The organism is Marivivens sp. JLT3646 (assembly GCF_001908835.1).
Classification (GTDB): Bacteria; Pseudomonadota; Alphaproteobacteria; order Rhodobacterales; family Rhodobacteraceae; genus Marivivens; species Marivivens geojensis.
Window position 1 is genome coordinate 1,886,445 of record NZ_CP018572.1, and the last position, 14,879, is coordinate 1,901,323.

Annotated in this window: 13 protein-coding genes and 2 pseudogenes; 6 read left to right on the forward strand and 9 right to left on the reverse strand. The window is 55.9% G+C overall.

Annotation, left to right across the window (positions count from 1 at the left end; genetic code table 11):
* Positions 1-95 precede the first annotated feature (95 nt).
* Positions 96-998 (forward strand): LysR family transcriptional regulator, encoded by a 903-nt coding sequence (locus BSK21_RS09415; protein ID WP_067548483.1) that lies wholly within the window; start codon positions 96-98, stop codon positions 996-998.
* On the opposite strand, the gene BSK21_RS09420 is transcribed toward BSK21_RS09415, so the two are convergent.
* The 4 genes and pseudogenes from BSK21_RS09420 to BSK21_RS09435 all read right to left on the reverse strand — a co-directional run bounded on the left by BSK21_RS09420 (position 990) and on the right by BSK21_RS09435 (position 6,022).
* Positions 990-1,544: a sarcosine oxidase subunit gamma gene (locus BSK21_RS09420; RefSeq protein WP_067548486.1), complete on the reverse strand. Its 555-nt coding sequence runs from the start codon at positions 1,542-1,544 to the stop codon at positions 990-992. The two genes, BSK21_RS09415 and BSK21_RS09420, sit on opposite strands and share 9 nt — an antisense overlap.
* Positions 1,537-4,479 carry a sarcosine oxidase subunit alpha family protein gene (locus tag BSK21_RS09425; protein ID WP_067548488.1) on the reverse strand — a complete coding sequence of 981 codons (2,943 nt, stop codon included), beginning with the start codon at positions 4,477-4,479 and terminating at the stop codon, positions 1,537-1,539. Before BSK21_RS09425 ends, BSK21_RS09420 begins: the two co-directional genes overlap by 8 nt.
* Positions 4,476-4,763: a sarcosine oxidase subunit delta gene (locus tag BSK21_RS09430; RefSeq protein ID WP_067548491.1), complete on the reverse strand. Its 288-nt coding sequence runs from the start codon at positions 4,761-4,763 to the stop codon at positions 4,476-4,478. Before BSK21_RS09430 ends, BSK21_RS09425 begins: the two co-directional genes overlap by 4 nt.
* 9 nt (positions 4,764-4,772) lie before the next feature.
* A pseudogene (locus BSK21_RS09435) lies at positions 4,773-6,022 on the reverse strand (sarcosine oxidase subunit beta family protein).
* A gap of 103 nt (positions 6,023-6,125) precedes the next feature.
* On the opposite strand from BSK21_RS09435, the gene BSK21_RS09440 reads away from it, so the two are divergent.
* Positions 6,126-7,076: a GlxA family transcriptional regulator gene (locus BSK21_RS09440; protein ID WP_067548497.1), complete on the forward strand. Its 951-nt coding sequence runs from the start codon at positions 6,126-6,128 to the stop codon at positions 7,074-7,076.
* A 20-nt stretch (positions 7,077-7,096) separates the two neighbouring features.
* Complete coding sequence (locus BSK21_RS16265; protein WP_367639686.1) at positions 7,097-7,336, forward strand: thermonuclease family protein; 240 nt, start codon at positions 7,097-7,099, stop codon at positions 7,334-7,336.
* A 17-nt stretch (positions 7,337-7,353) separates the two neighbouring features.
* Here BSK21_RS16265 and BSK21_RS09450 read toward each other — a convergent pair whose 3' ends face one another.
* Together BSK21_RS09450 and BSK21_RS09455 are read right to left on the reverse strand one after the other, a co-directional pair.
* Positions 7,354-8,091 (reverse strand): DUF5681 domain-containing protein, encoded by a 738-nt coding sequence (locus BSK21_RS09450; RefSeq protein WP_074039010.1) that lies wholly within the window; start codon positions 8,089-8,091, stop codon positions 7,354-7,356.
* Complete coding sequence (locus BSK21_RS09455) at positions 8,084-9,385, reverse strand: DNA methyltransferase (protein WP_074039011.1); 1,302 nt, start codon at positions 9,383-9,385, stop codon at positions 8,084-8,086. Before BSK21_RS09455 ends, BSK21_RS09450 begins: the two co-directional genes overlap by 8 nt.
* Positions 9,386-9,812: 427 nt before the next feature.
* On the opposite strand from BSK21_RS09455, the gene BSK21_RS09460 reads away from it, so the two are divergent.
* The gene (locus tag BSK21_RS09460; RefSeq protein ID WP_067548304.1) at positions 9,813-10,208 is read left to right on the forward strand and encodes a DUF2924 domain-containing protein; all 396 of its coding nucleotides are present in this window, start codon (positions 9,813-9,815) and stop codon (positions 10,206-10,208) included.
* The gene (locus BSK21_RS09465; RefSeq protein WP_082959390.1) at positions 10,209-11,012 is read left to right on the forward strand and encodes a recombinase family protein; all 804 of its coding nucleotides are present in this window, start codon (positions 10,209-10,211) and stop codon (positions 11,010-11,012) included.
* A gap of 36 nt (positions 11,013-11,048) precedes the next feature.
* Here the strand turns inward: BSK21_RS09465 and BSK21_RS09470 are convergent, their stop codons facing one another.
* Both BSK21_RS09470 and BSK21_RS09475 read right to left on the reverse strand, forming a co-directional pair.
* Positions 11,049-11,756: an IS6 family transposase gene (locus BSK21_RS09470; RefSeq protein WP_067548307.1), complete on the reverse strand. Its 708-nt coding sequence runs from the start codon at positions 11,754-11,756 to the stop codon at positions 11,049-11,051.
* A gap of 57 nt (positions 11,757-11,813) precedes the next feature.
* Positions 11,814-12,797: pseudogene (locus BSK21_RS09475) on the reverse strand (alcohol dehydrogenase catalytic domain-containing protein); the annotation flags it as partial.
* Positions 12,798-12,908: 111 nt separating this feature from the next.
* Here BSK21_RS09475 and BSK21_RS09480 point away from each other — a divergent pair.
* Positions 12,909-13,493: a HutD family protein gene (locus BSK21_RS09480; protein WP_067548310.1), complete on the forward strand. Its 585-nt coding sequence runs from the start codon at positions 12,909-12,911 to the stop codon at positions 13,491-13,493.
* On the opposite strand, the gene BSK21_RS09485 is transcribed toward BSK21_RS09480, so the two are convergent.
* Entirely contained in the window at positions 13,454-14,812 is a 1,359-nt protein-coding gene (locus BSK21_RS09485; protein WP_082959392.1) for a formimidoylglutamate deiminase, read from the reverse strand. The genes BSK21_RS09480 and BSK21_RS09485 overlap by 40 nt on opposite strands.
* Between the last annotated feature and the right edge of the window lie 67 nt (positions 14,813-14,879).

The window sequence follows — 14,879 nt, forward strand, 5'->3', positions numbered from 1 at the left end:
CCCATTCTTTTCTGTCGTGTTTTACCAATGTGGACAATTCGCCCCATGTCAGTCAAACTCAAATCGTTGAAATAAATTTCAGGAATCGTGAAGTCATGAGCATCAAGATCGAAATGCTCCGTAGTTTTTGTGCGGTAGCACAGGCTGGAAATTTGTCGGACGCAGCCGATCAGCTCGGCCGAACACAATCGGCTGTCTCCATGACGCTAAAGCAACTCGAAGCGCACCTCGGAAATCCGTTGTTCGAAAGTGACCGAAAGAACCGTCTCACCCCACTCGGCGAACAGGTTTTGCGCCTTGGCCTAACCCAGATCAGCCAGTTCGATAACACGATCGCTGCAATCGAAAAATCAGCGCGGGCACCACAGGGCATCCTGCGCATTGCAGCGGTTCCGTCTGTCGCGATTTCAATTTTTCCTGAACTTGTTCGCACCCTATCCGAACGGCACCACTCTCTGAAAATCGAGCTACGCGATACCGATACCCAGCAGGTTCTAGAGGCACTTGGACAGAGCTGGGCAGACATCGGCATTGCCTCGGCTCAAAAATCACTCAATGGGATTAAGACATCGATCTTGTTCAGTGACCGCTACGGGCTGGTCATGTCCGAGAACCACCCGCTTACCCAGAAAACTGACCCAATTCAGATCGACAACGTTTTCTCGGCCCCGTTCTTGCGCAATGCCCTTTGCGATCAGATTGAAACACCTGAATTCGCGGAAAAACTAGGGACCGCAGACATAACTGTTCATAACACCCAGTCCCTTCTCGCGATGGTCCGGAAAGGAGATTGGGTAACGGTCCTGCCTCAACTCGTCACAGAGATTGCACCCGAAGGGCTCGTGTTCCGCCCTATCGCTAACCTTCCTGACATGCGGAAGGTCTATCTCTACGTGCGCGAGAAAAACGTCTCCTCGAATTTCGTCGAAGAAGCCGTAACGATTATGCGCAGTTCAACTCTGCAATTGTTCGAAGAGGCAAGCGAGGTCTTAACGTAACCTCACCGCGGTGCTTTCGAGCGCGTGACACAGGGCTGCTGCAAAGGTCCGCATACCCATAATCGTTACATGGGTATCGCTGCGACGGATGAGGTAGACGCTCATATGGTGAAGCCCCGTCCGAAGCGCGGTTCCGACCCCAAATCCATTTAAGTCAATATTGACCAGTTTTTCCAACAGACCCTCAAGAGGTTTGAACCCGTCGTTCGAATAGACATCAAACGCCACCCAGCCATCCGTCTGTTCCGTGACAGCGCAATCAGGCGCAGCCGCTTTCACAATGGCAGCAAAGTCCTCATGCGCGCGACCCTGTCCCTCAATGAACCACTGGTTCGGAGCCATCCAAAATGCGGAGACTTCTGGACCCGCCAGCCATTGCCCGACATCTGGCATAGACGTCCCAAGGATCGTCGGGGCACCCTGCCCCCGACCAAGGCTGAGCGACGCAAGAGCCAGTTCAGTGTTTTCGCGGATCACGAGGCCACCGATTTGAAACTCGTATGGGGCAACTGCGCCAAGCGCTGTGATAGCCATTAAATCAGTCACGGAGCCGCCCTCCCTCTGGGTCAACAAAATGCGGTGAAACGACCTCTACACGGACTTCACGCCCTTCTAGGGGGTTTGCCGCAATAACAACCTCGCCCATGCGGGCATCCCCCTCTTCGAGGAAACCAATCGCAATCGATGACCCAACATGCGGCGAATATGCAGCCGAGGTGATCCAACCTTGGTCGGTTGTCGTGTTGCGCGTTTCACCTTGAGTAAATAAATGCGACCCAGCCACGATGGCTTCGGATTTATCGATGGGACTGAACCCAACCAAACGTCGCTTGTCTTGCGCCAAGCCTTCGCGACGTGACATGACGGCGCCGATACTGTCCTTCTTTTCAGAGACCATCCGCCCAAGAGAGAGCATCTGCGCTGTCGTTTGGCCGTTCAATTCAGAACCAGCCGCATGACCTTTTTCAATCCGCATAACGCCGAGAGCTTCAGTCCCATAAGGCGTCGCACCAAGATCGGCACCGACCTGTGCCAATCGCTCCAGCAAGGCATTGCCATAGCGCGCCGGAACAGCGATTTCGTAAGCCAACTCGCCAGAAAAGGAGATACGGAATAGTCGGGCTCTGAGGCCACCGCAAACCGTCAACTCTGCGCAGGCCATAAAGGGGAAAACCTCATTCGAGAGATCAAACCCATCGACGACCCGCGACAACAACGTTCGTGAATTCGGCCCCGCGACAGCAATTTGCGCCCATGCATCCGTGGTGGAAATCAAGCTTACATTCAGCTCGGGCCACAGACACTGACGTGCGAATTCCATGTTCCGATAGACAATTGCAGCGTTGGCTGTGGTCGTCGTTACCACAAAGTGGTTCTCCGAAAGCCGCGCACACGTGCCGTCATCATAGGCGTGACCATCCTCGCGCAACATGACGCCATACCGCACGCGACCGACCGCAAGGGTGCCCATCATGTTGCAGTAGATCCGATTGAGGAACTCTGCTGCATCGGGTCCTTGAACGTCGATTTTGCCAAGTGTTGTGACGTCGCACAGTCCAACCCCACTACGAACCGCCAGGACTTCACGATCAACAGATTGCCGCCAATGGGTTTCGCCTGGCTGAACAAAATACTGAGCACGCAACCAAGCGCCCACTTCCACAAATGTCGCTCCTTGAGATGCGCTCCATTGATGCGTTGGCGTGTAGCGCGTTGGGCGGAAATGTTTGCCCGTATCGCCTCCACCCAGCACGGAAAGCGTGACCCCAGTATACGGAGGGCGAAAGATCGTCGTCCCCGTTTCAGGCAAGGACTTGCCTGTGAGTTCCGCCATGACGGCCAATGCCGAAATATTCGATGTCTTCCCTTGATCCGTTGCCATGCCAAGGGTGGTCCACCGCTTCAGATGCTCGACGGGTCGCATGTTCTCTTGATGCGCGAGAACGATGTCTTTGACGGTGACATCATTCTGGAAATCCACCCAAGCACGTCCTTTGCGCGAAACATGCCAAAACGCGGTTTGAGCAGCAGCTGTATCATCTGCATCAGGCAAATCGATGGGCTCGGCCGCAATGCCTAGGGCGGCGAGGCTCGAAACAGCCGCCTCCACCCCACTGCGGAGCGCCTTGACCGTCGTCCCTTGCCCAACTGCAGCACCCGCGACAATCATCCCGTTCGGTAGATCTTTGCCAGGAACAAAAGCAAGTAGGGCGTCATCCCAGACGGGCTTGGACCTGTGATGGGAACTCAGATGAACATTGGGGTTCCAACCACCAGATACGCCGAGAGCACCACAAGGCATCCAACGTGATTGACCGTTTTGGGTCACACGAACCGAGGTCAGCCCAAGCCTGCCCTTTGTGTCGTCGACAACGCCCGTGATCAGCTCATAGTCACCAAAGGTTGGAGCGTCGCTACGCGGGTCCACAACCGCTGAGACGGGCACGCCTTTGGCCAAAAGATCGGTCGCAGTCCTGTGTCCATCGTCATTGTTTGTAAAAATTATAACCGGATCGCTTGGATGGCGCGTTGGGGATGCTGCCCAACGATTGGCATAGGCCCGCATCGCACCAGCAAGCATAATCCCAGGGCGGTCATTATTCGGAAATGGGATATGTCGCTCTGTTGCGCCAGCAGCCAAGATTGATCGCTTTGCCGTAATACGCCAAAGGGTTTGTCGCACTGCACCATCGGCTGCGGACAGGTGATCAGACACCCGTTCGACAGCGCCGTAAATGCCGTGATCATAGGTCCCAAAGACCGTTGTGCGAGGCATGACCCGAACATTCTCAAGCCCAGCAAGCTCAGCCATCACCGCGGTCACCCACGATGTCGCAGGCATACCGTCGAGTTGATGAGTTTCAGCCAAAAGTCGTCCGCCAAACTGGAAATCCTCGTCTGCCAGAATGACTTTTACCCCGGCACGACCAGCACCAAGTGCAGCAGAAAGACCAGCAGCCCCACCACCAATCACCAATAGATCACAATGCAGGAAACCTTTGTCGTAAGCGTCAGGATCAGCCTCGCCAGACAACCGCCCAAGGCCAGCCGCATGACGGATCAACGGCTCATAGAGCTTTTCCCAGAACGCGCGCGGCCACATGAAGGTCTTATAGTAAAACCCCGACGCAAATAACGGCGACAGTAGGTCATTTACCGCCATGAAATCACGGTGCAATGGCCCCACATGGTTTTGACTGCGCGCCCTAAGACCGTCGAATAGTTCTGTCACAGTCGCACGCGTATTAGGTTCTTCGCGCGCGCCACCACGTAGCGTGACAAGCGCGTTTGGCTCTTCTGAACCTGCACTCAGAACACCCCGCGGACGATGGTATTTGAAACTACGCCCGACCAGTTGCACACCATTCGCAAGGAGCGCAGAGGCGAGCGTGTCCCCTTTGCGTCCCGAATACGTCTTTCCGTTAAAGGTAAAACGGAGCGCTGTCTCATGATCAATAACACCACCAGTTAGTCGGGTCATGCCAGCACCTCTGATTTAACGGCGCTTTCGCAGGCCAGTTCAGCGTTCAGGATTTCGTGCGTCAGAGTGTTACGTGTCACAATGAGCCAAGAGCGGTCCCCTTGTTCATGAAACCACAGTTCGCGGTGTACGCCGGCTGGGTTGTCGCGCAGATAGACATAGTCACAAAACGCGACCGCCGCATCTGGGGACGAGGCATCTGGGCGGTTCAACAGCGAAGCATCACCGAGGTAGGTAAACTCTTGCGCATCACGAAGACCGAGGAGCGGGTGAGGGATTAACATCTTAGCGCCTCAATGAAGGTTAGGTTGGGCGCCAACGCCCTTTTCATCAATCAGATAACCGCGCGCAAATCGATCTAGGCGATAGGCGGTTGCGGTCTCATGTGGGCGATCTGTCGCGAGAAGATGGGCAAAGGCAAACCCAGATGCAGGCGTTGCTTTAAAGCCGCCGTAGCACCAACCACCGTTGAAATAGAGCCCATCGACCGAGGTCCGATCAATGATCGGGGATCCGTCCATCGACATGTCCATGATCCCACCCCAGCTCCGCAACAGGCGCGCGCGTCCGATCATTGGCATCAGGGCCATCCCCCCTCAAGCACGTCTTCAACAACAGGTAGGTTTCCGCGCTGCGCATAGGAATTATACCCGTCGATATCACCCCCAAAGACCAAGCCACCTTTGTCTGATTGGCTCACGTAGAAATGACCCGCGCCAAAGGTAATGACACCGGGGATAACTGGCTTAAGCCCTTCTGAGACAAAAGCTTGCAGGACATGGCTCTCGACAGGGAGCCTCATGCCCGCCATCGACATCACCCGACTGGAGCTACCAGCAACCGCGACGCCGACTTTACCAGCCGCGATATAGCCACGCGATGTTTCGACACCGAGGACTTTACCCCCCTCAATTCGCATCCCAGTAACTTCACAGTTCTGTATGATATCAACGCCACGCATGTCCGCGCCGCGCGCATACCCCCATGCGACACCATCATGGCGCGCCGTGCCCGCACGCCTTTGGAATAGCCCACCTTTGATCGGAAAACGGGCATTGTCGTAGTTCAGGAATGGAACCATCTCGCGCAGCTCTTTGGGCGACAAAAGCTGCGCATCTGCGCCAGCAAACAACATGGCGTTCCCGCGCCGACGATACGCATCCCGCTGAGCATCAGTATGGATCAAATTGATGATCCCGCGTTGCGACACCATCGAGTTGAAATTCGTTTCTTGCTCTAAGTTCTCCCAAAGCTTCATGGAAAACTCATAAAAGGGCTCGTTACCCGGCAAGAGGTAGTTGGAGCGAATAATCGTGGTGTTCCGCCCGATATTCCCCGACCCAAGCCAACCCTTTTCTAGGACGGCGATCCGAGATTTCTGGAAGGTCTTCGCAAGGTAATAGGCTGTCGCGAGGCCATGCCCGCCGCCACCAACGATGACATAGTCATACCGAGGCTGAGGCTCTGGGTCCCTCCATAGAGGACGCCACCCTTTTTGGCCCAACAAGGCCTCTTTTATGACCCGAAAACCGGAATACCGCATCCGACGCTCCTTCGTGCTTCATCTCTTTCTAAGCAGCTGAAGGGAAAGTTCCTTTTATAAATTTGACATTTATTTACATAAATAGGACAAATCGCTCATGCCTATGAAACGGATCGCTTTTGTTTTGCTCGACGGATTTGCGCTGATGTCAACGGCATCGGCACTCGAACCTTTGCGAGCGGCCAACCAATTCTCGACCACACCGCTCTACGACATTTCCCTTCTTTCGCTGGCAGGTGACAGCGCCACATCGTCGCTTGGGTCACGGTTCTCAACCCAACCCTTCGACAGCGTAGACCCAAACTTTGATCTGGTTTTCATCGTTGCTGGCGGCGACCCGCGACATTTTCAAAACCAAACCCTGTTTTCATGGCTGCGGCGCCTCGATGCCTCTGGAGTTGCACTTGGCGGTATATCGGGCGGCTCCGTGGTGCTCGCGCGTGCAGGCCTCCTCAATCGGCATCGCTTCACTGTGCACTGGCATCACTACGATGATTTTGAGATCATTACAGGGCCGTGGTTGCTCGAACGGCGATTGTTCGTCATCGACCGCAACCGATACACTTGCGCTGGTGGCTCTGCCCCTCTCGATATGATGCACGCGATTATCGCAGGGGACCACGGAATTGCGTTTGCTCAGAAGATTTCCAACTGGTTTATTCAAACCGAAATCCGGAGTGCTGATGCCCCCCAAATTGCGACAATTCCAGCGCGATACGGCCAACTTCCGCAAACAGTTGAGGCCGCTATAGGCTATATGGAAACCCATATTGCGGACCCGTTGGACCAAGAACAATTGGCGCAGCTCGCGGGCTTGTCCGTGCGACACCTCCAACGTCTTTTCCACGAACATATTGGACGCAGCGTTATGGACGAATACCGCATGATCCGCCTCGAAACCGCTAAATATTTGCTCGCGTCGACGTTGCTTCCCATGAGCGAAATAACCGCAATGACTGGTTTCGCGAACCAAGGTCACTTATCGAACCGTTTCAAAATGGCCTTTGGCATGTCGCCATTGCAGTGGCGGAAACGAAACTCTGACCCTGTCTAGGCTCAGGACCCGCTATCCGCATTTGGGGATTAGATGCCCCCGAGACAGATGAGGCTGGCGGGAGAGCTGCCACTCAAGCGCTCAGTGATCTCATCGAAGGTCAGACCCTGACGTGTCTTATCAAAGATGTGGATCGATACAGTCGCATCGTAGGACAATGTTTCCTAGAAAATGGATTGGACATTGCTGCAGAGATGATACGATTGGGCGTGGCCTTTGAATATTGTCGCTATTCCGGAGGCTATTACGGCACCTGCTAGAAACCAAAGCAACTAGCTCATGCAGGTTCAAACAGCTTCACGAATTTATCAACTGTTTCGAATAGCCTTTGATCTCTCTGGATCATTTCTTTTAGATCAATGACAGCAGCCTGGTTACCTTCTTCCATTGCCAACTTCAAAGCGTCATTCAGACACTGTAGCTCGTCGATTTGAAAAGCTCTGGTCCGCTTTGCCCGCTCCAACATTTTGAGCTCTTCTTCCGAAACCGGACCATGTATTCTTGCCTCTCCAGTTCGCATGTTCAGGATGACATGATCCGGATGCGGCAGCACGGGAGGTAAATCCGTTAGTCCATGCTTTTTGCGCCGCTCAAGTTCCGCAGTTGCACCACGCTTGTAATCCAGAAGCGCCTCGAAATATTCGACGTGATCCTTTAGTTTTTTTGCCTCTGTGCTGAGCAAGATTTCGGCAAAAAGCTTTTGTGATCTCGGTTCACCTTTCATGGCTTTTAAACCAATAGAACGCATGACCGCAGCTGCAGTTGAGATCGTTAAGATCTTATCACCCTCTTTGATTGGCACGTCCCGATATGCTTCCTCGAATATGATGTCATAAAATGGCTCATCATATGCAGGGCGAGGTTTGTTCTTAACGCCCTTCGGACGCCCCTTCGGATTGCCCGATTTGCCCTTTTGGAATTTCCCTGATGCGGGTGGTTTCGCATAGCCCACGTCATAGTTTGCGGCAGTATGCTTGAGACGATTGCTCAATTGCTTTTTGGTGAGCTTAGTCATCTAAGCCCCCCTCAACACGAGACCAGCCACATAGGACCTGCTCTGCTTGTCGTTTTGTGGCAGCCTCCCAGCGCGCCAGGATTGTGTCGCAATAGAGAGGGTCCAACTCGACGAGATAGGCGCATCGCCCCGTTTGTTCAGCGGCCATAAGCGTGGAGCCGGAGCCCCCGAAGGGATCGAGAACAATCTCTCCCCTGCTCGATACATCAAGAATAGCGTCAGCGATCATCTCGACGGGCTTGACCGTTGGGTGCATCGCAAGCTCTTCACCACGCTGTGCGTGCAAAGAATTGATACCGCGGTATTCCCAAACATTGGTGCGGTAGCGACCGTGTTCTCCGAGCCCAAAGTTGTTTTGGTGACGAGCCGTCCCCGTCTTGAAGACAAAAACCAATTCATGACGTGATCGGTAGAAGCTGCCCATACCACCATTGTCCTTGACCCAGACAATGAGGTTCTTGAGCTCAGTATACGCCTCCTGCCCCGCCTCCAACATCTCAGCCATGTGCCGCCAATCCATGCAAACGTAATGGATCGATCCTTCGACACTGAAAGACACCATGTTGTTGAAGGCCGATTTCAGAAACTCGGTGAATTCCCTCACCGACATCTCACCGGATGCCATAACAAACTCGCGGTGTTTGATCTGACCAGAGTTTCCAACATGTCCATCAATCGGAACATTGTAAGGTGGATCTGTGAACACCATAGCTGCGCGTTCACCACCCATAAGCTTCTCGAAAGTCGCGTGTTCCAAGGCACTGCTACAGATGAGGCGATGCTTACCCAACTGCCATAAATCACCAAGGTTACACCTCCGAGGCGCTTTTTTCGGCAATTTATCAAGAGGGTTGTCCTTCTTGATTTCCGTGTTCTGATCTAGCAGCAAACTGTCGATCTCAGGCATCTCAAAGCCCGTGATCGTAACATCGAAGTCGAGATCGAACTCTAGGAGAGCTTCGAGTTCCTCGGCTAAGATCACTTCATCCCAGCCTGCATTTAAGGCCAATTTGTTGTCGGCCAAAACGTAGGCTCGTTTCTGTTCGGGCGTCATATGATCCAAACAGACACAAGGGACCCGCTCTATGCCAATACTCTTTGCAGCTTCGACCCGAGCGTGTCCCGCGAGGATATGATGTTCTGCATCGATCAGGACTGGGTTGGTAAAGCCGAAGGTCTCGATGCTATCGGCAACTTGGCGAATTTGCTTCTTCGAATGAGTACGTGCGTTCTTCGCCCAAGGTTTCAACCGGGAAACTGCAACGTACTCAATCTGCGAATTCGGTGTATCCATGCTAGACACTCCTTCAAGGAAGGTTGCGCAAAGTTTCTGGTCTCACGGCGCAGATTGCTGCGCCGTGAAGTGAAAATCAGCCTAGTCACGGGTCGGCTATCGAACTGCAAATGAGGGAACCTGCGCGACCAGGCATCCACAACAATTACAGATGTGGCGGATATCAGAGGCCCCTTAAGATGACCTCAAAAGCGATATCTCGACGTTCTTCTCGTTGTCCGTTCTGTCCTGAACCAGGGTGCAGTAACGGGTGGTCTGAACGCATTTTTAAGTTACGAGAATCAGCAGGATGTGGTCAAGCGTCTGAGGCACATCTCCACCTAATTTCGTGTAATAACACTAGATATTGTGTTTAAATTCTCATCTGGACTTCCTTGGCGGAACGAGCGTGAGTGTGTCGTGACGCGATTTAGGGAGCGACACAGGTATGCGATGGACGGACTTGGAAACGCTCGGGCGCGAGGGGCTGATTGCAGCCTGGGTGGAGGTGATTGGGACACCACCACCTAAGAAAATGAGCCAAGGATTTATGCGCAGCATCCTGGTCTATGATCTTCAGGCGCGGGAATTTGGGGATCTCAAGCCAGGCGCCTTGAAGCGGATCAAGAATGCAGGACGGGAGGGGGCCCGATCGACCAATCGCGATCGAGGAGCCCTTAAACCTGGCGGACGGCTGATCCGAGATTGGAATGGGGTCAGTCATATCGTTGAAGTCACGGAGGCAGGGTTTGTTTGGCAAGGTCAAACCCATCGCTCATTGTCTGCTATAGCACGCGCCATAACCGGTACCCGCTGGTCCGGCCCTCGGTTCTTCGGTCTCTAGATGAGTGAAGGTAAACCAAAGACCCGCTGCGCGATCTACACGCGCAAATCCTCCGAGGAAGGGCTCGAGCAGGAGTTCAACTCACTTGATGCTCAATACGATGCCTGCGCTTCTTACATCGCCTCTCAAAAGCACGAAGGATGGAAGCTCCTCAGTCAGCGGTATGATGATGGTGGTATCTCAGGAGGCACGATGGAGCGCCCTGGGTTACAGCGGCTCCTAAGTGACATTGATGCCGGTCTGATTGATATGGTCGTCATCTATAAGATCGACCGCCTGACACGCTCTCTCGCTGACTTCGCGCGCCTTGTAGAGCGCCTCGAACAGCGGGGCTGTTCGTTTGTCTCTGTAACACAGGCTTTCAATACGTCTACATCGATGGGCCGTTTGACCTTGAATGTACTGCTCTCTTTTGCACAATTCGAACGTGAGGTCACTGCAGAGCGCATTAGAGACAAGATCGCCGCCTCCAAGAAGAAGGGCCTCTGGATGGGTGGGCTTGCACCCTTGGGGTACGACCCTCATCCGGACAAATTGATCCGGAGCTTGGTCATCAATGAGGCTGAAGCCAAAGACGTCCGAACGCTCTTTGATCTCTACCTGACCCACGGCAACCTCAGGCTGGTAGAAGAGCAGGCCAAGCGTCAGGGAATACGATCAAAGCATAGGCAAAATAAGACGGGGCGGCAGACAGGAGGAGCGCCACTGTCTCGCGGACAGATCCACCACATGCTGACCAATCCGATCTACAAGGGAGACATCCGCCATAAAGATAAAACCTATCCAGGGGTGCTGTCAGACTAATTCGAACTCGTCTCCGTTTGTCGCTCAACCAAGTCTTCAGATCGCACCAAGTTGGCGCCACTCAGCGAGAGCCGCGGCGCGTAAGGTCTTAAAGTTGCCTCGGCTGTAGTGGTGTCGTTCCTGATTGAAGTGATTGTGGACGGAAGAGTGAACAGCGGCGAATTTCTGCAAACATCGCATTTGCCGAAACCTCAGCATGGCACGCTCTCGTCGTCGAAACGGAAGGTGAGAATTTTCAATGCGGTTGTTGAGCCACCTACCCGTTTTCTGCTTCTCAGCATTTCCTATGTCTCTCATAGCAGCGCCATAAGACCGTAGATTATCGGTGACTATTGCCTGCGGGCTTCCGTATCTACGCAGAGATTTCCTAAGAAATTTCAGTGCCGCCTTACGGTCTCGGCGCTTTGTGACATAGCTTTCCAGCACCTCACCTTCATGATCGACAGCACGCCACATGTAGTGCCGCACGCCATTCACTTTCACGAAGACCTCGTCCAGGTGCCATTGCCAATTCGAACTGGCTTTTAATCTGTCCGCTCTTCGCTTCCTGATTTCAGAAGCAAACAGCGGACCGAATTTATTCCACCAATAACGGATCGTTTCATGGCTAACATCGATCCCCCGCTCATGCAGGAGATCTTCCACATTACGAAGAGACAGAGGGAACCGCACATATAGCATGACCGCTAAGCGGATCACCTCTGGGCTCGTTTTGAAGTATCGAAATGGAGAGCGCTTGATCATCCCAAAACGCTAACCACGCTCCAGAACCACCTCAAGACCGTTTAGTCTGACAGTGCCGTCGACGATCTTGGGCACGTCGGTGCGCCCGCGCGCGCCGCCAAAGGCGGTGCCTTTCCATGTGCGGCCCGTGACCAGTTGGAAGGGGCGCGTGGCGATTTCGGCGCCGGCGGGGGCGACGCCGATGATGACGCTCTCGCCCCATCCCTTGTGCGATGCCTCGAGGGCGGTGCGCATGACGCCGACATTGCCGGTGGCATCGAACGTATAGTCGCCGCCGCCGGTCAGCTCGACCAGGTGGCCGAGCAGATCGCCCTTCACCTCATTCGGGTTGACGAAATCGGTCATGCCGAAGCGCTTGGCCATCTCGACCTTTTGCGGGTCGATATCGACGCCGACGATCTGGCTGGCCCCCGCCATGCGCAGGCCCTGGATGACGTTGAGGCCGATCCCGCCGAGACCGAAAACGATGGCGCGGCTGCCCATCTCGACCTTGGCGGTGTTGATGACCGCGCCGATGCCCGTCGTGACACCGCAGCCGATATAGCAGACCTTGTCGAACGGCGCATCCTTGCGGATCTTGGCCAGCGCGATCTCGGGCAGGACGGTGTGGTTCGAGAAGGTCGAGCAGCCCATGTAATGCAGGATCGGCGTGCCATCGAGCATGGAGAAGCGGCTGGTCCCGTCGGGCATAACGCCCTTACCCTGCGTCGCGCGGATCGACTGGCAAAGGTTCGTCTTGGGGTTCAGGCAATACTCGCACTCGTGGCATTCGGGCGTGTAGAGCGGGATCACGTGATCGCCCACTTCCAGCGAGGTGACACCCTCGCCCACCTCGACGACGACGCCCGCGCCCTCATGGCCGAGGATCGCAGGGAACGCGCCCTCGGGATCGGCGCCCGACAGGGTGAAGTCGTCGGTGTGGCACAGGCCCGTCGCCTTGATCTCGACCAGAACCTCGCCCGCCTTGGGGCCGCCCAGGTTCACTTCCATGATTTCCATGGGTTTTCCGGCCTCAACGGCTACGGCGGCGCATGTTCTCATTGCAGATGTCACTTGAATTTATGTATAGACATATAAGGCGTCACCACGTTGCAGAAAGCGTGACTGGCCCCGTCAAGCATTTGGCGTCATCTGGGATGAAAGGAAGAAATCATGCAGCTGCTGAAGGGCGTCGATCTGGTGGAGGTGCCGTGGAAGAACGGCGGCGGCATCACCCGCAATATCGCAGAAGGCAAGACGGCGCTTGGCCCGACATGGCGACTGAGCCGGGCTGATGTGGCCGGGGATGGGCCTTTCTCGAATTTCGCGGGGCTGCGGCGGGTCCTTACCGTTATCTCCGGCGCTGGCATGGACCTTTTGCACACGGATGGCACCTTGCGCGCCGATCCGCTAAAGCCGGTGGCGTTCGATGGGGGCCTGCCCGTCACGGCGCGCCTGCTGGACGGGCCGCTGACCGATCTGAACCTGATGTTCGACCCGGCCCATTGCGACGGCGCCGTGCGCCTGTTGCGCGGCGCGGCCGTGCAGGACGTGGACCCCCCGTCTGGCGGGCTCACGGCAATCCACGTCGTTCAGGGCCGCCCGCGGATCGCGGGCGACGCGCTGGCTGTCGCGGATACCGCGTTCTTGACCGGGCCTGCTGATTTGCAACTGGCCGAGAGCGACGCTCTGCTGGAGATATCCTTGCGGTATCTCGATCAGAGTGCTGCCATCACACTGTCCATTGCGGCCCGATAGCGCGCGACGATACCCTCGCGCGCGACATGCCTGCCGCCCTGAACCATGTGGCGCCCGGCGGACCAGACATCGGTCACGGCGGCGTCCGTCGCGGCAAAGACCAGACCATCGAGCAACTGGTGGCGCGGCAGCGCCATCAACGCGGTATCATGGCTGTCGATCGCAACCAGATCGGCCAGCTGGCCCACCGCGATCGTGCCCGCCTTGCGGCCCAGGGCCTGCGCCCCGCCGCGCGCCGCGCCGGTATAGAGCATGTGACCGACCGACCCTTCCTCGACGACCATGACATTGCGCGCCATGTCGCGCAGGCGCTGCGAATATTCCAGGGTGCGCAACTCCTCGGTCAGTGAGATCCGCACGTTGGAGTCCGACCCGATGCCGAAGGCCCCGTGCGCCTGCAGATAGGCGGGCCCGTTGAACGGGCCATCGCCCAGATTGGCCTCGGTGATCGGGCAGAGGCCCGCAACCGCGCCTGAATGGGCCATCGCCCGCGTTTCGGCATCGGTCATGTGGGTGGCGTGGATCAGGCACCATTCCGGCGTGACATCGGCATTCGCCAACAGCCAGTCCACAGGGCGCGCGCCCAACCACGCCTCGATATCGGTGACCTCCTTGGGCTGCTCGGCGATGTGGATATGGACGGGGCCGCCCTCATGCGCGGCCAGCGCGGCCGCCAGATCATCCGGCGAGGTGGCGCGCAGAGAATGGGGCGCGATGCCGACGCGGCAATCCTCGGGCAGATCTGCCACCGCTCGGCGCGCATGCGCGACCAGATCGCCGAAACGATCCACGCTGTTGCCGAATCGTGCCTGTCCCGGCTGCAACGGCGTCTGTCCCGCGCCGCCATAGGTATAAAGCACCGGCAGATGCGTCAGGCCGATGCCCGACACTTGCGCGGCGGCAGCGATACGCGCCGAAAGCTCTGCCAGATTGTCATAAGGCCCGCCGTCCGGCTGGTGGTGCAGGTAATGAAACTCGCCGACGCTGGCATATCCCGCCTCCTGCATTTCCAGGAAAACGAAGGCGGCAATCGCCTCGATATGCTCGGGCGTCAGATGCGCGGTAAAGCGGTACATCAGATCGCGCCATGTCCAGAAGCTGTCTTTGCCGGCTGCGCGATACTCGGTCATGCCCGCCATCGCGCGCTGAAAGCTGTGGCTGTGAAGGTTGGCAAGCGCGGGCAAAACTGTGTCGACGCGCAAATCATCAGGCCCGGCGCTGGCGCCTGCGGTCACCTCGGTGATCGTGCCGGCCTCCATGCTCAACCGGACATCGCTGGCCCATCCATCCGCCAAAAGCGCCTGTTTTGCGAAAATCATTTGACTGCCTTTCGAAAGCTTATGTATAGACATATACAGCGCCCAAAGCCGTTGGAAAAGCGAAACT